General features: G+C 61.3%; 16 protein-coding genes. 2 read left to right on the top strand and 14 right to left on the bottom strand.

Features of this window, described 5'->3' with window-relative positions:
• Positions 1–122: 122 nt before the first annotated feature.
• The 5 genes from AC07X9_RS20250 to AC07X9_RS20230 all read right to left on the bottom strand — a co-directional run bounded on the left by AC07X9_RS20250 (position 123) and on the right by AC07X9_RS20230 (position 7,646).
• Positions 123–3,350 (bottom strand): efflux RND transporter permease subunit, encoded by a 3,228-nt coding sequence (locus AC07X9_RS20250; RefSeq protein ID WP_086486056.1) that lies wholly within the window; start codon positions 3,348–3,350, stop codon positions 123–125.
• On the bottom strand, positions 3,347–4,504 hold the full coding sequence (locus AC07X9_RS20245; RefSeq protein ID WP_043150359.1) for an efflux RND transporter periplasmic adaptor subunit: 1,158 nt from the start codon (positions 4,502–4,504) through the stop codon (positions 3,347–3,349). Before AC07X9_RS20245 ends, AC07X9_RS20250 begins: the two co-directional genes overlap by 4 nt.
• Positions 4,501–5,769 (bottom strand): TolC family protein, encoded by a 1,269-nt coding sequence (locus AC07X9_RS20240; protein ID WP_086486057.1) that lies wholly within the window; start codon positions 5,767–5,769, stop codon positions 4,501–4,503. The genes AC07X9_RS20245 and AC07X9_RS20240 overlap by 4 nt, the downstream gene beginning before the upstream one ends.
• Before the next feature lie 55 nt (positions 5,770–5,824).
• A complete protein-coding gene (locus AC07X9_RS20235) occupies positions 5,825–6,220 on the bottom strand; it encodes a hypothetical protein (RefSeq protein ID WP_043150358.1) in 396 nt (131 codons plus the stop codon).
• A gap of 67 nt (positions 6,221–6,287) precedes the next feature.
• Positions 6,288–7,646: an MFS transporter gene (locus AC07X9_RS20230; protein WP_441347669.1), complete on the bottom strand. Its 1,359-nt coding sequence runs from the start codon at positions 7,644–7,646 to the stop codon at positions 6,288–6,290.
• Between the two features lie 84 nt (positions 7,647–7,730).
• On the opposite strand from AC07X9_RS20230, the gene AC07X9_RS20225 reads away from it, so the two are divergent.
• Positions 7,731–8,003, top strand: coding sequence for a metal-sensing transcriptional repressor (locus tag AC07X9_RS20225; protein ID WP_130752821.1), 273 nt, complete (start codon positions 7,731–7,733; stop codon positions 8,001–8,003).
• 12 nt (positions 8,004–8,015) lie between these two features.
• Here the strand turns inward: AC07X9_RS20225 and AC07X9_RS20220 are convergent, their stop codons facing one another.
• The 3 genes from AC07X9_RS20220 to AC07X9_RS20210 all read right to left on the bottom strand — a co-directional run bounded on the left by AC07X9_RS20220 (position 8,016) and on the right by AC07X9_RS20210 (position 11,115).
• A complete protein-coding gene (locus tag AC07X9_RS20220; protein WP_043150357.1) occupies positions 8,016–8,690 on the bottom strand; it encodes a superoxide dismutase in 675 nt (224 codons plus the stop codon).
• A 71-nt stretch (positions 8,691–8,761) separates the two neighbouring features.
• Positions 8,762–10,165 (bottom strand): chromate efflux transporter, encoded by a 1,404-nt coding sequence (gene chrA, locus AC07X9_RS20215; protein WP_174827277.1) that lies wholly within the window; start codon positions 10,163–10,165, stop codon positions 8,762–8,764.
• Positions 10,162–11,115, bottom strand: a complete 954-nt coding sequence (locus tag AC07X9_RS20210; RefSeq protein ID WP_081764061.1) for a chromate resistance protein ChrB domain-containing protein — start codon at positions 11,113–11,115, stop codon at positions 10,162–10,164. Before AC07X9_RS20210 ends, chrA begins: the two co-directional genes overlap by 4 nt.
• Positions 11,116–11,165: 50 nt before the next feature.
• On the opposite strand from AC07X9_RS20210, the gene AC07X9_RS20205 reads away from it, so the two are divergent.
• Positions 11,166–12,524 carry an alginate export family protein gene (locus AC07X9_RS20205; RefSeq protein ID WP_086486061.1) on the top strand — a complete coding sequence of 453 codons (1,359 nt, stop codon included), beginning with the start codon at positions 11,166–11,168 and terminating at the stop codon, positions 12,522–12,524.
• Between the two features lie 139 nt (positions 12,525–12,663).
• On the opposite strand, the gene AC07X9_RS20200 is transcribed toward AC07X9_RS20205, so the two are convergent.
• From AC07X9_RS20200 to AC07X9_RS20175, 6 genes are all read right to left on the bottom strand, one after another.
• Entirely contained in the window at positions 12,664–13,083 is a 420-nt protein-coding gene (locus AC07X9_RS20200; RefSeq protein WP_235209612.1) for a TfoX/Sxy family protein, read from the bottom strand.
• 111 nt (positions 13,084–13,194) lie between these two features.
• A complete protein-coding gene (hxsA, locus tag AC07X9_RS20195) occupies positions 13,195–13,776 on the bottom strand; it encodes a His-Xaa-Ser repeat protein HxsA (RefSeq protein ID WP_165418739.1) in 582 nt (193 codons plus the stop codon).
• A complete protein-coding gene (gene hxsC / locus AC07X9_RS20190) occupies positions 13,773–14,750 on the bottom strand; it encodes a His-Xaa-Ser system radical SAM maturase HxsC (RefSeq protein WP_239018959.1) in 978 nt (325 codons plus the stop codon). Before hxsC ends, hxsA begins: the two co-directional genes overlap by 4 nt.
• A 95-nt stretch (positions 14,751–14,845) precedes the next feature.
• Complete coding sequence (gene hxsB / locus AC07X9_RS20185) at positions 14,846–16,258, bottom strand: His-Xaa-Ser system radical SAM maturase HxsB (RefSeq protein WP_086486064.1); 1,413 nt, start codon at positions 16,256–16,258, stop codon at positions 14,846–14,848.
• A gap of 214 nt (positions 16,259–16,472) precedes the next feature.
• On the bottom strand, positions 16,473–17,072 hold the full coding sequence (locus AC07X9_RS20180) for a hypothetical protein (protein WP_254908116.1): 600 nt from the start codon (positions 17,070–17,072) through the stop codon (positions 16,473–16,475).
• Positions 17,069–18,085, bottom strand: coding sequence for a M48 family metallopeptidase (locus AC07X9_RS20175; RefSeq protein ID WP_489009450.1), 1,017 nt, complete (start codon positions 18,083–18,085; stop codon positions 17,069–17,071). Before AC07X9_RS20175 ends, AC07X9_RS20180 begins: the two co-directional genes overlap by 4 nt.
• Between the last annotated feature and the right edge of the window lie 53 nt (positions 18,086–18,138).

Here is an 18,138-nt window from a genome sequence, read left to right as displayed (position 1 = left end):
GCGGAATAATCCTCCGAATTCCTCGCATATTCCGTATCAAATCGAATGTTTTCGGCGTTCGCTCACAGGCTTTGTAAAAGACATGGAATCGGGCGTTACAAGCGTCCGATTCCAGATCATTTTCACGGCTCAAGCGGCTGCGAACGGGCCTTTTTCCGAGAACTTCGCCACCTTGCCGCGAGCGCCGTTATTGCGGGAAGCACAAGCAATGTGAGCGCGGTCGAGGTGATAAGTCCGCCGATGACCACTGTCGCCAAGGGCCGCTGAACCTCCGCCCCCGTGCCGGTGGCGAGCGCCATCGGCACGAAGCCAAGACTGGCGACCAACGCCGTCATCAGGACCGGCCGGACACGCTCCATTGCCCCCCCGATAATGGCGTCATCCTCGCTTGCGCCATCTTCGCGATGCTTGCCGATGGCGCTCATCATGACCAGACCATTCAGCACCGCGACGCCGGACAGCGCGATGAAGCCGACCGCTGCCGTGATGGAGAAGGGGATGCCGCGCAGCAGAAGTGCGAACACCCCGCCCGCCAGCGCCATCGGCACCGCGCTGAACACGATCGCCGCCGGAATGAAGCCGCCCAGCGCCATATAAAGCAACGCATAGATGGCGAGGAAGCAGATCGGCACGACCAGCATCAACCGCAAACGCGCCGACTGCAGGCTTTCGAACGTCCCGCCCCATTCGGTATACATGCCTGACGGGAGTTGCATCTGGCCGATCGCCTTTTGGGCTTCCTCGACGAAGCCGCCAAGGTCGCGACCACGGACGTTGACCTGAACGACCACCATCCGTTTGCCATTTTCGCGGCTGATCTGGTTCAACCCCTGCGTATAGCTGAACCGGGCCACCTCCCTTAGCGGAATGGAGCCTGCCACCTGACCATCGGCCGCAGGCAGCATGACCGGGATCGATCCCAGCGTTTCGACATCGTCCCGCTGCGCATCGGGCAAGCGCACCACCACCGCGAAGCGGCGATCGCCCTCGAACAACAGCCCCGCTTCCCGGCCACCCAGCGCGGCAGAGACAGTGTTGGCCACTTCCTCCACCGAGAGGCCGTAACGTGCTGCAGCCTGCCGATCGATCTTGACATCGAACGTCGGCGCGCCGTCGGTCTGTTCGGCGCTGACATCGCCTGCGCCCGGAATCCCGCGCAGTACGCCAGCGATGCGACGAGCCTGCTCGCTCATCGCCTCCAGATCGTCACCATAAAGTTTGACCGCGACGTCGGCGCGCACGCCGGCGATCAGTTCGTTGAAACGCATCTGGATGGGTTGCTGGATCTCCGTCCGATTGCCGATGAGCGGCTTCATGCGCTCTTCGATACGTCGCAGGATATCTTCCTTCGACGTCACCTCGGCCGGCCATTCGCTTTCCGGCTTGGGAATGACATAGGTGTCCGACGAGTTTGGCGGCATCGGGTCGGTGCCAAGGTCGGCATTGCCGTTCTTGGAAAATACCAGTTCCACCTCGGGCAGCGTCTTGAGCGCATTCTCGATCTGAAGCTGCATTTGCGTCGATTGGTCGATCGAGGCGGATGGCACCCGGAAGTTGGTGACCGTGATGTCCTTCTCGTCGAGCTGGGGCATGAACTCCTCTCCCAGCAGGCCGAACGCCAGAACGGCAGCGAAGAAGATGCCCGCACCGGCCGCGACGAACGGCACCGGCCGCGCCACTGCCTTGTCGAGGAGCGGCGCATATTTCTCCTTAAACCAGCGGATCGGCTTGACTTCGGTTTCACTGACCTTGCCGCTGACGACGATCGCGATCATCGCCGGCACGAAGGTGATCGACAGGACGAACGCCGATGCAAGCGCCAGCATCAAGGTTGTCGCCATGGGCGCGAAGGTCTTGCCCTCCACCCCCTGGAAGGTCAGCAACGGCACGAAGACGAGAAAGATGATGAGCTGGCCAAAGACGGTAGGCCGGACCATTTCCTTGGCCGCATCGATCGTTTCGCTCATCCGCTCGTCCAGCGTCAGCAGACGACCTTCATGTTCCTGTCGCTCGGCCAGACGACGCAGCGCATTTTCCACGATGATGACCGCGCCATCGACGATAAGTCCGAAGTCGAGCGCGCCCAGGCTCATCAGATTACCCGATACGCCAAGGGCGTTCATGCCGGATGCCGTCATCAACATGGTGATCGGGATCACTGCAGCCGTGATCAGCGCCGCGCGGATATTGCCGAGCAGCAGAAACAGTATGACGATGACCAGAAGCGCGCCTTCGATCAGATTCTTTTCGACGGTGGCAATGGTGGCGTTGACCAGCTTGGACCGGTTGTAGACCGCCTCGGCAAAAACATCTGGCGGCAGCGATTTGTTGATATCGACCAATTTGTCGGCGACGCGGGTAGCCACGACCCGGCTGTTTTCGCCGACCAGCATCAAGATGGTGGAAATGACCGCTTCGGAACCCATGCGACTGCCCGACCCGGTGCGCACGGCGCCGCCGATCACGACGTCGCCTACATCGCGCACCCGCACCGGAACACCTGCCCGGGTGGCCACGACCGCGTCCTGAATATCCTCGATCGACTTCAGCCGCGCGTCGGCGCGGACGAGGAAACTTTCCCCGGCGCGGCGCACATAGTTGGAGCCAGCCGACACATTCGCCCGCTCCAAGGCGTCTGCCAGTTCGGTAATCGACAGACCATAGGTGGCAAGCGCGTTCAGCTTGGGCTCGACCAGATATTGTTTCACATAACCGCCGTTGGAATCGACGCCGGCAACGCCCAGAACATTGCGCATTTGCGGGCGAATGATCCAATCCTGCACCGTGCGCAGATAGGCGGCCTTGGCCAGTTCGGTCGTCAGCCGCTCGCCCTCGGGCGTCAGATAGCTGCCGTCCGACTGCCAGCCTGGTTTTCCATCTATGGCCTTTACGCCTTTGCCGTCGGGATGGCGGAAGGCGACCGAGTAGAAAAAGATCTCGCCAAGGCCGGTGCTGAGCGGCGCGAGGTTGGGTTGGACGCCGTCGGGCAGGCTGTCCTTGGCCTGGGCCAGGCGCTCTGTGACCTGCTGACGGGCAAAATAGACGTCGGTGCTGTCGGTGAATACAGCCGTGACTTGGCTGAAGCCGTTCCGCGAGAAGGACCGCGTCATTTCAAGGCCGGGAATGCCGGCCAATGCCGTTTCGACGGGGAAAGTGACCTGTTTCTCGACGTCGACCGGCCCCAGCGAGGGCACGAATGTACTGATCTGCACCTGTCGATTGGTGACGTCTGGCACGGCATCGATCGGCAGCTTAGTGATCTGCCATCCGCCAAAGGCCACGACCAGTAGCGTGAGAAACGCCACCAGCCATCGCATCCTGACGGACAGGCTGAGAATGCGCCCGATCATTCTGCCGTTTCCTTCTCAAGTTCGGCTTTGAGGAGGAAGGCATTGGTTGTGGCGATCGGCGTCCCCGCCTTGAGGCCCGCGGCGATCGACACCATGCCGCCGCTGCGACTGCCGATCTGGACCGGCTGCGCCTTGAACCCGGATCGGGTGCGGACGAAGACGACATCATGGTCGCCGATCGTCTGCACCGCGTCCTGCGGCACGGTGACCCCGCCGCCAGCGACGCCGACGTCGCCCGTGGCGAAGATGCGCGCCTGCACCAGTTGACCCGGCGCGACCATGCTTGCGCCACTGCCGGGCGTGATGATGATGGTGGCTTGCCGCGTCTGGGCGTCGACGACCCCGGTGGCCGACCGGACCCGGCCTTCAAGCGTGCGGCCATCATTGGTCGCCAATTCAACCCGATCGCCGGCCTTCACCCGGCCAGCATCGCTGGGCGGGACGCTTGCTTCGATCTGGATGCGCCGCGGATCGGCGACCCTGAACAATTCCGTCTCTGCCTGCACATAGGCCCCAAGGCTTGCAGGGGCCGATGTGATCGTGCCGGACACGGCGCTGACCACGGCGACGGATCGCCCGTCGCCGGTAACGCGCGCCGCACGCGCTGCGGCCTCTGCCTGGCGCGCCTCGGCTTGGGCAACGGCAAGATTGGCCTGGGCGGTTTCGAAGTCCGCACGCGGTGAAACGCCCTGGTTGAGCAGGGTTCGTTCGCGGGCGAGTTGACGGGACGCCAGCGTCACCCGGGCGGAGGCGGTTCCCCTGTCCGCCGCGATGGTCGATGCGTCCCGGCTTTCGACCAGGGCAATCGTCTCCCCCGCCTGGACGCTATCGCCGATCCGCTTGAAGATGCGGGTGATGGTGCCGGGCGCCCTTGCGGTCAGCACGGCTTCCGCATCGGGGGTCGCCTCTACCCTCGCGCTGGACATTATGATGCCTGACAGCGCCGTACCCGCTGCGGGCGCGATAGTGATGGCCGACATCCTGATCCCTGCCGCATCGATATCGACGGTATCGGCTGAAGCCTCAGGCGCTGCCGCCTGGGTCTGCACGACCGGCGCGTCGGGCGCGGTCATGCGCGCCAGCCCGAAGCCTGCAAGAGCGGCAAGGATAAGACCGACCGCGGCGCCGGCATAAAGTCTGTTGTCAGGCGTCATTGGATCGGATCTCCGGAAATGGTGCTGCCCGTCAGACGGGCAAGGCGCGCGCGCGCTTCGAAAGCGGCTAGGCGCGCGTCGAGGACGCCGCCGCGCGTGATCGCAAGACCATGGCGCGCGGCGAGCAGTTCGATGATCGACGACTTGCCGGCTTCATAGGCGATGCGGGCCAGTCGATAGGTCTCGTCGGCGGTCGCCTGCGCGCCCAGCGCGGCGGTCACGCGCGCCATGGCGGCATGGAATTGGGCAGCCGACGCCTGCGCTTCCGCCCGCGCATCATTCTGCGCCATGGCAAGCCGCGCCTGCGCGGCGTCGGCTTCCGCGCGGGAGGCCGCTATGTTGCCGCGATTGCGATCGAAGATCGGGAGCGGCAAGGACAGGCTGCCCAGCAGCGCCGTGGCATTATCATATTCGAGGCGACGAACGCCGATACTGGCGGTGACGTCCGGCACGGCCCGCCGCTGCTCGGCTTTCAGCCGTCGATTGGCGGCTTCGCGCTCCGCCTGCGCGGCCAGATAATAAGGGCTGGCAAGAGGATCGACCGGTCCGACGGCAGGTGTCTTTGCCCCCAAGTCCAGCACGGATTGGGCCAGGCTCGCAAAAGGGGTTTGCGACCCCGTCAGGGCGGACAGGCGGGCAAAGGCCGCGATGCGATTGGCGTTCGCAAGGTGCAGCGCGGCCTTGGCTTCGTTGAGTGAGGTTTCTGCCTGGAGCGCCCGAAGCCTGGCTTCCTTGCCGGCATCGACGAGCGCCCTTGCGGCGCCCAGATCGGCCTCGCCCTCTTCGACCTCGTCCTGGGCCAGTGCGTTTCGGCTGTCTGCGGCTTCGGCCGCCGCGTAGGCCAGGGCCAGATCATAGGCATAGGCAGCGCGGGCGTCCTGATCGCGCGCCTTCGACGCGGTCACACCCGCCTCGCCAGCCTCGATCCGGGCGCCACGTTTGCCCCCCAGTTCCAGCGTGTGATTATATTGCAGCGTCGTTTCGGCCCGATCAAAGCCACGATAGGGCGAGGACCCTGTGACATTCTCGGTCATCAAACTGACGCTGGGATTGGGCCGCGCCCGCGCTTGCTCCGACAAGCCTTCGGCGCGCCGGATTTCAGCTTCGCTGAGCGCAAGGCGCGGCGCGTCAGCGCTCTGCCGCAATAGCGTTGCATAGGGCGGCGCGACTTGCGCGCACGCCGTCCCGGCAGCCGCCAGAAGGCACGTCGCCACGACCACGCCGGATACCGCGCAATGCGGCAGCCGGCCTCTAAAGGCTTTCATCAAATATTCCCCTGAACGAATGCGTAAAAACGGGCGCGACGAAACGCGCTCGCAATTAGATTCGTGGGGGGCGAAGCAAGGATTGCGGCCTGACCGACCCGATGTCATCGACCGGGACCACGCCCCAGGACATCGCAGACGAAATCATGGCCTGCGCGACGACAGGCGCCGCAGGCACGGCAACGGTTTGAGCCACCACATGGGCGGCGACATGGACAAGGTCGGAGAAATCGTCCTGATCCGAAGAGGCGTGGTCATCCACGTCGTCATGGTCATGATGGTCGATACCGACGCTCACCGTCTGCGCTGAGGCATGAACATGCGGCAAGGCATCGTGCCAGGTCGACAATATGATCATGCCAAGCAGCGCCAGCACGCCCAGAAGCGCAAAGCTGCGCCTTGGGTTGTGGGGCGTTGCATAAGCACGCTGCCGGATTGGCGCGACCGTCATGCGGCAAGGAGTATAGGCAGCGCAGGCAGTTCACAAGATGCTGCGGCGGTCAGACGATATTTTCCCTTCATTGGCGGGGCCAATGCTGGTGCAGGTCGTCGATAATGAATATATGGTGGCGATCATCGCCATGCGCCTCTCGGACATGGGGATGATCGCGTTCAAGCTCGGGGTGATCGTGCGCCACAATGTCCGGATCGCCGGCAGGCCACAGGAAAACGGCTAATCCCGTTCCGACACTGGCGATCACCGCCATCATGAGAAAAGCGACACCCTGGCCCACATTGGCGCCAAGCTGCCCGACCAATGGATAGCATAAAAGCCAGCAGCAATGGCTCAGGGTAAATTGCGCGGCGAACAATGCAGGGCGGTCGCTGGCCGTTGCCGATCGCTTGAGCAATCGACCCGATGGGGTGATGCTCATCGCATAGGCGATCCCAAGCAGGAACCATCCGCCCAGGATGACCCACCAGAAGCCCGGCGCAGCGCCGTACCGGAAAGTCGCGACGGCCAGCAATGCGAGCAGCGACGCCATCGCCGTCCCTGCGCTCAGCATGATGGTGCGATCCGCGATCCGATCGAGCAGTCGGGGTAATGTCAGTGCTGCCAGAATAGACCCTGCGCCATAGGCGGCGAGGGTCAGCGCCACATCGCTCTGGGCAAGGCCCAGCCTGTCACGCACGATGACGATCGTGTTGACGATCACCATGGAACTGGCCGCCGCCGATGCCAGCGTGAGGGCAAGCAACCCGCGCAAACGCGGGGTCTTGAGATAGATGCGTGTGCCGCACGTGGTCCTGGCGTAGATATCGCGCTGTCCTGGCCCGGCGCTTGCCACCCTGGGCAGGACGGTCGTGGCGACAAGCATCGCCGATCCAAGGAAGCCGATCGCCGTTCCCGAGAACAGCCAGTGGAAATTGATGACCGAAAGCAGCGCAGCGGCAAGGATCGGGCTGGTCAGGCTTTCCATGTCGTAGGCGAGCCGCGATAGGGAGAGCGCGCGGGTATAGTCGCGTTCCTCGGGCAGGACATCGGGAATGGTCGCCTGGAAGGTCGGGGTGAAAGCCGCCGATGCCGATTGCAGGACGAATATCAGAATATAGATCTGCCACGTCTGATCGACGAATGGCAAGCAGAGGGCAACCGCGGCGCGCACGATATCCATCGCCACCAGAAAGGCGCGGCGCGGCAGGCGATCGGCAAAAGCGCCGACAATGGGCGCTACGCCGATATAGGCGATCATCTTGATCGCGAGCGCCGTCCCCAACACCGCCCCGGCATTGCCGCCGGCTATGTCATAGGCCAGCAGACCGAGCGCCACGGTCGCAAGGCCCGTGCCCACCAATGCGATGACCTGCGCACAGAAAAGATGGCGATAGGTGCGATTGGCGAGCACGGAAAGCAAGGGCGACTCCAGCGAATCCATATCCTCCAGGGGGGATATACAGATCGTTGCAATATCCTCCCCAGGGGGATAGGTAAAGGCTGTGACACTGAGGAATTTTCACGAGTGACCATCGAGCATCGGCATGACAGCCATCCCGCGATCGTAAAGCGGCTGAACCGTGCGGGTGGCCATCTGCGCAGCATCGTCGAGATGATCGAAAGCCAACGCCCCTGCGCAGACATCGCCCAGCAACTCCAGGCGGTCGAAAAGGCTATCGTCAGCGCCAAGAAGGCACTGATCCACGATCATCTCGACCATTGCCTCAGCCACACCCAGGCGACGGAAGGCATGGGTTCGGCCGTCGAAGAATTCCGCACGATCTCGAAATATCTATAGGCGCTGCCGACCTCAGCTGGCCCCGACCGCTATCGCCTGCGCATAGCGCCGGTCGGCCGCCTGCCAGTCGAGATTGCGGAACCAGGCGTCGATATATTTGGCGGCCTGCGTGCCATAATCCATGTGGAAACTATGCTCGTACATGTCGAGGGCGAGGATCGGGATGCCGGCGGCCGCACCATGCATATGGTCCCAGGCCCAATGATTGTGCAGCGAACGGGTATGGAGATTATAGGCGAGGATCACCCAGCCCGATCCGCCGGCCAGCGACAGGCCCGTGCGCCGGAAATCCTTCTCCCATGTCTCGAACGATCCCCAGGCTTTGGCGAGCGCCGCGCGAATGGAGCCAGCGGCCTCGCCATTACCGCCGAGTCCATCGAAATATATCTCATGGAGAATGACCGATCCGGTCCGGTGCAATTCCTCGCGCTTGAGGCCGCCATAGAGGACCGGCGGCATGTCCACATCGGCCAGCGCGGCGGCGAGCCGGGTTTCGACCATGTTGAGGGTTTTTACCGACCCGATATAATTATTCTCCCAATGCGACCGGATGAGGCGCTCCGACAGCCCGTCCAGCTTCGCCGGATCGAAGCGCAGCGGCTTGGGCTGGTGCGTGCCGGCAAAGGCTGGCGGCAAGGCGGCGGGCGGCGCGGCGACTTGTCCGCTTGCCGTATCGGTGGCGGCCATGGCCAGAGCGCCTGCTCCCAGGGTTTGAAAGGCGGTACGACGAGAGACATCAACCATTTTTACAGATCCTGTCAGACGGTAAGGGTGTAGATCGCGCCCAGCGTCGCGCAGCCGGCGAGAACCGTCAATACGCCCAGCTTGAACCTGAAGATGGCGACGGCGGCGGCGGCCGCCAGCACGACCGCTGCTATATTGATGGAAACGGGAATGGGAACGTCGAAGCTGCCGGTCGGCGAACGGACTGCCATCGTCTGGCCGAACAAGGTGTGGATCGCGAACCAGATGGCGAGGTTGAAGATGACGCCCACGACCGCTGCGGTGATGGCGGTCAGGGCCGCCGAGAGCGCCTTGTTGCCCCGCAGCCGCTCGATGAAGGGCGCGCCGGCGAAGATCCACAGGAAGCAGGGCACGAACGTCACCCAGGTCGTGAGGATCGCGCCCAGCGTCGCCGCCAGTAGGGGCGCCATCGTGCCCGCATCGCGAAAGGCGGCCAGAAATCCCACGAATTGCGTCACCATGATGAGCGGGCCAGGCGTCGTTTCCGCCATGCCCAGGCCATCGAGCATTTCGCCGGGGCGCAGCCAGCCGAACGTGCCGACCGCTTTCTGCGCCACATAAGCAAGAACGGCATAGGCGCCGCCAAAGGTCACGACCGCCATCTGGCTGAAGAAGGTGGCGATGTGGGTGAACACATTGTCCGGCCCCAGGATCAGGAACAGCCCGGCAACGGGCGCCAGCCAGAGGAATGACAGGATCGCGCATATCCGCAGCGACCACCCCAGATCGGGTCGCGCATGGTCGGGCAAGGCTTCACCCAGCGCGGTGTCCCGGTCATGGACGACCTCACCACCTGTTGAGCCATGACCGCCGCCGCCCTTGAACTGGGGCAGCCCGCTGCGCCCGCCGATATAGCCGCCGAGACCGGCCGCCAGTATGATCAGGGGAAAGGGTGCGTCGAGAAAGAAGATCGCGACAAAGGCTGCAACCGCGATGCCGCGCATGACATTATTCCTAAGCGCGCGTGATCCCACGCGCACGACCGCCTGGACCACCACGGCCAGCACAGCGGCCTTCAGCCCGAAGAATATGCCCTCGATCAGCGGCAACTGACCCAGCAGCACATAGAGGTAGCTCAAGGCCAATATGGCGAGAAAACCGGGCAGAACGAAGAGCGCGCCCGCGATCAGCCCACCGCGCGTCTTGTGCAGCAGCCAGCCGATATAGATGGCCAACTGCTGCGCCTCCGGGCCGGGCAGCAACATGCAATAGTTGAGCGCATGGAGAAACCGCTCCTCGCCGATCCAGCGTTTCTCCTCGACCAAAATGCGGTGCATCACCGCGATCTGGCCGGCCGGTCCGCCAAAACTCAATGCGGCGATGCGCGCCCAGATGCGGGTCGCCTCCCCAAGCGGGATGCCATGATCGCTCGCTTTCGGCCCAGATGGATCGGCGAGCATGGAGCCGGTTGCGGTCATCGGTCTGCCTTTCGGTTCGAAAAATAGGCGTGGAACTGGTTCAGCGCGTCGCTGGCCGTCGCGATGCGCTGCAGGTCGTCGTCGGTGGAGGCGCAGACGCCCGACAGCATCGCACCAAGGCCCGCCGTCTCGGGCCGCGCGAACTTGCCGTCGGCAATATCCAGGTCGTGAATAATCTCCGCTATGGCGATGAGCGCCGGATCATCGGTCAGGCCGCCGCGCGCGACCAGGGTTTCGAAGCTGCAATTCTCGCCCTCATGGGTGAATTCGGCATCCGCCATGTCGAAACGCAATTCGTCCTTTTGCGGCGCGTAGCTACGGCCATCGACGAAACGGAAGGTCGCATCCGGGTCTATGAAGCGGCGGATCAGCCAGGCGCAGGCGATACGATCGACATGGACGCCGCTGCGCGTCACCCATGTCCTGCCCCTCAGATCGCGCGGCAGGTCGGCGGCCGGTTCATCGCGACTGACATCGGGATGCTGATAGCGTTGCCTGTCGAGATCCGCCAACGCGGCTTGCGCTTGCTGCCGCCCGTGCGCGCCGAAAAAGTCGAGTTGGACGACATCCGCCATCCGCTTCTGGAGCTTGGCGATATCGGTGCCGCTGGCAGGGCCGGTGTCGATCAGCCGCCGCGCGGCCTGGGCTATGTCGTCATAGTCGGAGTCGCGTGCGGCGTCGAACATCGCGCGGATATCACCGTCGCTCTGGCCGCCCAGCATCCGGGCTTCGATGAGGGTCGCCTCGCCGCCGCCTTCGATGATCTCGGCCATCAGACCGCGAAACGCCGCTTCATGCTCGTCGCGGAGAGGCAGGACATGCACCGCATTTTTGAGCGGCACCGCACCGATCGCCTGCAGGCGACGCCAGATTTTCACGCGCAGATAGGGCGGCTTGACGGGAAGCTGGTGCAGCAGGGCCAGCCAGATGGAGGGTTCGCTTGTCGTCATGATAGAACATATATATCATCTGATTCGGATTAAAGGAATATATATATCTTATGCCGCTTGCGCCTGTCCGATTGTCTGCTGCCCTGACTTGCTGCCTCGCGCTCAGCCTGCCGTCCGTCGCAATGGCCGATGATGCGCCTGACGGTCTCACCGTGAGCGGGGCGATCCGCGTCCGCTACGAAGCGATCGAAAGACAGGCGCGCACGGGCTTCAACGCTAGCGACGACCTGCTCAATGTCCGCACAAACATTCTCGCCGAATATAGGACGGGCGATGTGCGGTTGGGGGTCGAACTCTATGACAGTCGCGTGTTCGGTGACGATGCCGGCACGCCTGTTACGGTTGGGGAGGTGAATGCGCTGGAGCCGGTCCAGGCCTATGTGGCGGCCGACATCCTGGCACCCTTCGGCAAGGGGTCGAAACTGACCCTGACGGCAGGGCGGATGATGCTGAACCTGGGATCGCGGCGTCTCGTCGCGGCCGATGATTATCGCAACACCACCAATGGCTATACGGGCGGGCGCGCCGATCTGGTCATGCCGAAGGGGATCAAGGCGACGCTGATCTACACCCTGCCGCAGGTCCGGCTGCCGGACGATCCAAAGGATCTTCGCGACGCCAGGGTCAAGCTCGACAGGGAGAGTTTCGATCTCGTCCTATGGGGAGGCCTGATGACGAAGAGCAATATCCTGGGATCGGCAACAGGCGAAATCAGCTATTATCATCTTGGCGAACGCGATGCGCCCGGGCGGCCGACGCGCGACCGATCGCTCGATACGTTCGGGGTTCGCATCATCGCAGAGCCGCGCGTTGGAAAATTCGATTATGAAATCGAAGCCCTTTTCCAGACCGGCGCCATCAGTGCGTCGCTTGCGTCTGCTGCATCGCGCCAGTCGGTCAGCGCCAACTTCATCCATGCCGATATCGGCTATAGTTTTGCAGCTGTATGGAAGCCCCGCCTCTCTGTGGAACTCGACCGCGCCAGCGGTGACCGGCGTGGCGGACGCTATGGGCGTTTCGACACACTATTCGGCATGCGCCGGGCGGATCTGGCTCCAGCGGGTCTTTACAATGCGATCGCTCGCACGAACATCATGACGCCTGGCATCAGGCTGGAGGTCACGCCCAGCAAGCGCCTCGACGCCTTTGCGGTGTATCGGGCGATGTGGCTGGCCGCCAGCGAGGACAGTTTTGCAGGGACCGGGGTGCGCGATGCATCGGGTCGGTCAGGGGATTTTGCCGGCCACCAACTGGAAGCACGGCTGCGTTACTGGCTCATCCCGGCGCGATTGCGCTTCGAATTTGACGGACTGCTGTTGGCCAAGGGCCGCTTCTTGCGCGACGCACCCAACGCGCCGGCGGGGCGCTGGACCAAATATGGTTCGTTCAATCTGACCGCCAGTTTCTGAGCTGCTCTGGCTCTAACTGATGGATGTTGCGAAGGCTGGCTGACGAGGGTCGACCCTTCTCGGGCATTCAACTATGCCACCTCCACATTCTAAAAGCGGACATTAGGTTAACGAACACGGGCTTCTGCCAGGCGTTGCATCAACCGGATTTGCGCTTGGTCCTGACCTTGGGAGCAGGTACTTCCTGAGAAGTGATACGAACGATCTCGGCAAGCCACTCACGGTCATCCCACTTTTCCGCGTCGATCAGGAGAAAGGGCTTTGCACCGGGATATGGAGGGGCTTCTTCCGCACCGGCAGCGAATGCCCGCCCTCCAATCGTGGGCTTTAAGAATAGGTGGTCGTCGCAGACCAATGCGACCATTTTCCCATCGCAATAAATGCCGAATTCGCCAAACATCGCCTTGGCTGAAACGGTACCGCCGCCTGCCATCTGCTCAACAAGGAATTCAACGGTTTTACGATCGGACGCCATAAGGCGATATTGCCAGTCCTGATGAAAAGGTCGAGGGTCAATCGACCCTTCCAAGACGTTCAGCCGCCGAATTTCGGTGCCCAAGTGCGGCCGGTCCGGTTTGATACCCTCTCAGAGAACGAGCGGCGCGAATTGAAGTTGTTTGGAACGCACTGCAGGGCCAAGCCGATGGCCGATCGACGCGGCGTTATGATGTCACTGCGCCACGATCTTCAGCGCATCCAACACTTCTGGTGTGATCGTTCCAGTCACCTTCAGATTGAAGTCACCCTGGAATTTCTCCAATGCGGTCCGGGTTTCCTTGCCGACAACGCCATCGATTACGCCCTGATAATAGCCGTAGGATTGGAGCCCAAGTTGCACCCTCTTGGTGATCGTAGTGAAGAGTTCCGTCCGACCGCTAAGCGGAATGGGAGCCTGAGAAGGCGGAGTGGCAGGTGCATCCAAGAGCGATGACGCCCCATTCGTCGTCGATCGAGAGCGCGATGGCGCCGGAGTAGGAGTGGGTGCCGAGGTGGGATAGCTTGGCGTATATATAGGCGCGCGATAAATGCTGCCGCCCGAACCAGACCTATGGCTGCTGTGAGACGAATGGCTGCGGTGGGATCTGTGGCTGGCCAAGGTGAATTTATGCTCTTGGCGAAATTGCTGGATCAGCGGTTGCTTGCCGGGCTCGTCGACCTTGAGGACCGCCTGCATGAATTGCGCCTGCGCGGCTTCTGCCGCGCCCAGTCCCGCAAAAGTCAGACCCGAGATAAGGAACCGCGATTTCTTCATAAGGGAACCACCTTGAGATCGGCATCCTTGGGATGCCATTCGAAAAATCCACCGCATTGGTCACGTTCATGGCATGGGGCACATGCTGGCGCATATCGCCGCTTCCAATCCGAGATCGACGCCATTGCGTGCCGCCGATATTCCTGTGGCACACTGCATCGTGGAATGTTGAAGAGGCGCACGTCGAGGCCCAAGAGTATCGCATGGTCAAGAGCCTGACCCAGGGGCGCGAAATCCTGCTGATGATCGACGTAGAGAGCATCCCAGCGGTTCTTGGCGAAGCCAGCGTTTTCGAGCTGCATTAACGACCAGTGCTCGATGAACGGCAGGCGCGTTGCCACATACCGCGCTAACCGCGGCAGATCATGATAGTTATCGGATAACATTACGGTCCGCAATTCGATGCGGGCACCCGCTGCCAGCAAATGGCAGAAGCTCTTTTCGAGACGAGCCAATGCCCCTTCTTTCGCCACGATCTGGTCGTGGGATATATGATCGGCTGAATAAACCGGAATTCCCCATTGCACCCGTTGGTAGCAGGGCTGCCGTAATCGTTCGACATCGTCTTGCTCGAAATGTTGCCCATTGGAGAGGATATGAAAAGCCAGATCCGGCCGCTTGCCGAGGACTGTTTCCAGCAACTCGAGCAGTTCAGCTTTGAACAATGTTGGCTCGCCGCCTGATATACCGATGACCGAACGTTCCGGAGCGAGCAAGCAGGCGTCTGTAAATGCGGCGAAGCGATCATCATGGGTCTTTTTGGGCGGCTGTGAACACATGATGCAGAGCTGGTCACATCGCTCGGTGACCAGGAGCGTGTTATGGTCGGATCCCGCGCGTATCAGGCGTTCGGCCCTGCCAGCGCATGGATCGACGAGGACTATGTCACCTTCAAGGTTTATGCCTTCCGGGCGATCGATGGTGAAAAGACCAACGTCGCCGCTGTAAAGCGCGATGCCACCTGCATCGCTCAACAGCCTCGCATCCCGATTATCGCCACCCCTTACCGCGCCTAGACGCGTTACGAATGGCGTGGCAGCATCCGATGTCGAAGGAAGAACGAGAGGGATCATTGCAAGTGCGCGCCAATCGGTCCGAGTAATCCGGGCAAGTCGAGCCAGCGGCGAACGGAATAATTGGTAGCCTCATCCTCCGAGAAGATCAGCGAGAATGCCAAATCGAATATGTGCAGGTGGCGCTGACAAAAGGCCGTCTCATGCCGTGGCATATCGACCCGACCATAACGTGAAAGATCATCAATGAGATCTCGACCGCAGAAAGGCTGATAGGCGCAACGCTGGCAGGCCGGATCGAAGCTATTGGTTGCATGAGCGTTCAGAGCATCACGCGCTCTGAGGTCCATCCCGGTTGAGACGTGACCAATGCCCAGATCAATCACCCTCGATCGGGTGAGCATGCGCGCCTCATCGGTCGGGTAGAGGCCGCCGTCATAATCCACGACGACATAGTCATGGCCAGCTGGATTAGGGTTGCGAAGATCGACATGGCGATCAAGTCCAGGCTTAAAGATGCGCCTTAAGCACAGGCTCAGATAGCTCTCCTCGACAACCTGGCTGCGATCTGACCAGTTTCGTCGAATAATTTCGCTGACAAAAGACTCATAGAATGTGCGCCATTGCTCGTCGAAGCTGCGCGAGCCTGGATGACGCTTGCGCGCAAAACCCTGGAAATTGACCGGGCGGAGGAAGATGCTGGTCAACCCAAAGTCGGTATATGCTTGTATCAGATCGGCGGGACCGGGCAGATCATTCGGGTCCAGCGTTGGCAACGCCGAAACTTTTCCGGGACCATAACGATCCGTTATTTCCGTCAAATTGGCATGGAAACGGTGGGTCGCCTCCGTACTCCTGGTGCGGTTCTTCCGATGCAGGTCTGACGGCCCGTCCAGAGACGTGCTGATCTGCACGTCAGGCCGGTCAATCAGTGCCCAGGAGGGCCCATCGAGGGTCATCAAATTCGTACAGATGACAAAGCTGGCTTCGGTGAACCGCGCGCATCGCTCGATGACTGCATGGATGAGATCGGGTCGGAGCAAAGGCTCTCCGCCCTGAAACTCAATTTTGATGCTCTGCGTGTCGAGCTTATCGATCATCGCGAGAACGGCTTCCAGCGTATCTTGAGACCAATCAAAGCCGGCTGCATGCTCAGGTGCGCGAGACACCTGGCAATAGCTGCAATCAAGGTTGCAACGCAGGGTCGGAACGAGGATGAGATAATCCAGCGGGCCAACTTTGGCCAAGCGCTGCGCTACCCCATAGGCGTGTGTAATCCACCCCAGATCGCCCCGATCTGAGGTAGCATGGCCTTCCTGAGCCAAAAATCGCATGTCAGCGTCGGTGAGCGCGTCGCTCTGCAAGCGGTCAAGAAATGCTGTTGGAGCCGAAAAGAAATGCCCCCCGTCTCCGACGAACGTCAAAGATTGTGACGACCGTGCGCGAGCGCGGAGTGGGAAGCGGATCATTGGAGCAGGAGATCCCATATCGCCTGCCGGTGAGCCGCCATTCTTGCATGCTCGACGCCGTTATAGGCGGCGACGGAGGCTCGGAGAGTATCGAACGCTTCGACGCTCGTCATTTGATCGCATCGTGCCCTATTGTCGCTCGGGATTCCATTGCCGGCGGCGGCTCGTGACAGCTCTTCAGTCCTCCCAGTCGCATCAGGTGCCAAACCTTCGGTCACAACGCTGCGCTGTCTGTGAGGGCATGAAAATCATCCAGCGTTGCTTCGAAATAATGCAGCCGAGGTGCATCGAAGGTTGCCATATAAAGTTGCCCCTTGATCAAGGCAGCCCGTGCCTCTCCCTTCCTTGGAAGATTGTCCGCATCGACATATTCATATGTAAAGCGGATACCATCCTGTCCCAAAAACCGGTCCGGTTTCGAGTTTGTAACGGAAAATGACCCGATCCCCTTCTCCGTCCGGTAAGTGCCTTCCAGCAGCTCGGGTATCTCAACCAGCAATGTGTCGCTGGTGAATTTGGGCAAGGGTTTATGCTTCTTGCTCGTTTCGCGAATCAACGGTTCGCCCGGCACTATACCGCCGTAAAAGGTGACGTCGTTTAGCTGTTCTCCGTCCAGCGTCCAGGTCTCGGCCTTTTTGCCCGGACGGATCGACAGGCTGTTCCAGTCACGAACGGGCGTGACCTTCATGGCCGATTTCGCGACTTCGACCTGCATATTCTTCTCGCGATAGCCGTTGGCGCAGGCCACCGACACCGACAGCATGGTGACTACGCCAACGAGAGCCGCACGTGTCCACATCGTTTTTTTCATCATTGCCCCCCGGCGGCGGGTGCCAGCATGTTGATCATGGCGGCATCCGATGCATTTGGTTTGAGTTCGAGATAGCGGCGCAAGGCGGCCTGCCCTTCCGTGCGACGGCCAGTCTTGAAAAGGGATAAGCCTAGTCCGCGCTGCGCTTCGGGTAGTCCGGCATCCATCTCGACCGCTTTGCCATAAAATTCTGCAGCTTGCGCCAGATCACGCGGGTTGCCGCGCGCCCGGTAAAGATCACCGCGAGCCACCAGGAGTGCTGCGGTCCAGCCATTTTGCGCCAGCGACGATATGATATAGTCGCTGGCGCCAAAATCATTCAGCTTGATCTGATCGTCCAGAAAGGTGGGTAGCCAGGGCGCCAAAGCTGCTGCGTAGCGTGCAACGCCATCGTCCCGTTCAGCGCCCGCCGGATCGGCGAACGCCGCCAGGGTAGCGGCGCGTTCGCCACTAGGAGGATGGGATGCAAAGAAGGCAACTTTATTGAAGTCAGGCTTCCTGACGCCCTTTGCCAGCGACGAGGCTTCCTGTTCTGCCATCAGATTTTGCCAGACCACAGATGCAGATTGAGGGCGCAAGGCGCTGTGATTGAGATAACCCAGTCCGAGCGCATCAGCCTCACGCTCCTGATCGCGGTTGAAATGAGAAAGGCGGCCATAAACCGACAGCTGCAAACTATCGAAATTGGAATATGACTGATATGTGTTGCCCAGCAGCGCCAGGACTGCCGCCCAGCTCAGCAGATCGGTGCTGGATCTTCGTGCTTTCCAATCGGTTAATGTGTGCCGTTCTTCGAAGTGACCAAACTCATGGCCTAACACCGTGGCGAGCTCGGCCTCGTTGCGGACGCGAAGCAGCAGGCCGCTATACACCCGCATCGTGCCATTGGGCGTCATCGACGCGTTGAACAGCGGAACCCGCAATATATAGAGACGGACGGATCGGCATCGATCGTCCCCAACAGTCGCGCACAGGACGCCTTTGACATAGGCGTTGAGCGCTTCGTCCCGAAGCAGGATCGGAGAATTGGCAAGGATGCGTTCGTCCTCATCTCCTTCGCCCCAGAGCC

It is taken from the genome of Sphingobium sp. GW456-12-10-14-TSB1 (assembly GCF_059424385.1).
Note: the sequence above shows the minus strand (reverse complement) of the source record. Positions and strands in the feature narration are given on the sequence as shown.

Excerpts from the sequence above, each read along its gene's own strand:
- AC07X9_RS20250 (WP_086486056.1), bottom strand. The coding sequence starts at position 3,350 with ATGATCGGGCGCATTCTCAGCCTGTCCGTCAGGATGCGATGGCTGGTG.
- AC07X9_RS20245 (WP_043150359.1), bottom strand. The coding sequence starts at position 4,504 with ATGACGCCTGACAACAGACTTTATGCCGGCGCCGCGGTCGGTCTTATC.
- AC07X9_RS20240 (WP_086486057.1), bottom strand. The coding sequence starts at position 5,769 with ATGAAAGCCTTTAGAGGCCGGCTGCCGCATTGCGCGGTATCCGGCGTG.
- AC07X9_RS20235 (WP_043150358.1), bottom strand. The coding sequence starts at position 6,220 with ATGACGGTCGCGCCAATCCGGCAGCGTGCTTATGCAACGCCCCACAAC.
- AC07X9_RS20230 (WP_441347669.1), bottom strand. The coding sequence starts at position 7,646 with ATGGATTCGCTGGAGTCGCCCTTGCTTTCCGTGCTCGCCAATCGCACC.
- AC07X9_RS20220 (WP_043150357.1), bottom strand. The coding sequence starts at position 8,690 with ATGGCCGCCACCGATACGGCAAGCGGACAAGTCGCCGCGCCGCCCGCC.
- chrA (WP_174827277.1), bottom strand. The coding sequence starts at position 10,165 with ATGACCGCAACCGGCTCCATGCTCGCCGATCCATCTGGGCCGAAAGCG.
- AC07X9_RS20210 (WP_081764061.1), bottom strand. The coding sequence starts at position 11,115 with ATGACGACAAGCGAACCCTCCATCTGGCTGGCCCTGCTGCACCAGCTT.
- AC07X9_RS20205 (WP_086486061.1), top strand. The coding sequence starts at position 11,166 with ATGCCGCTTGCGCCTGTCCGATTGTCTGCTGCCCTGACTTGCTGCCTC.
- hxsA (WP_165418739.1), bottom strand. The coding sequence starts at position 13,776 with ATGAAGAAATCGCGGTTCCTTATCTCGGGTCTGACTTTTGCGGGACTG.
- hxsB (WP_086486064.1), bottom strand. The coding sequence starts at position 16,258 with ATGATCCGCTTCCCACTCCGCGCTCGCGCACGGTCGTCACAATCTTTG.
- AC07X9_RS20180 (WP_254908116.1), bottom strand. The coding sequence starts at position 17,072 with ATGATGAAAAAAACGATGTGGACACGTGCGGCTCTCGTTGGCGTAGTC.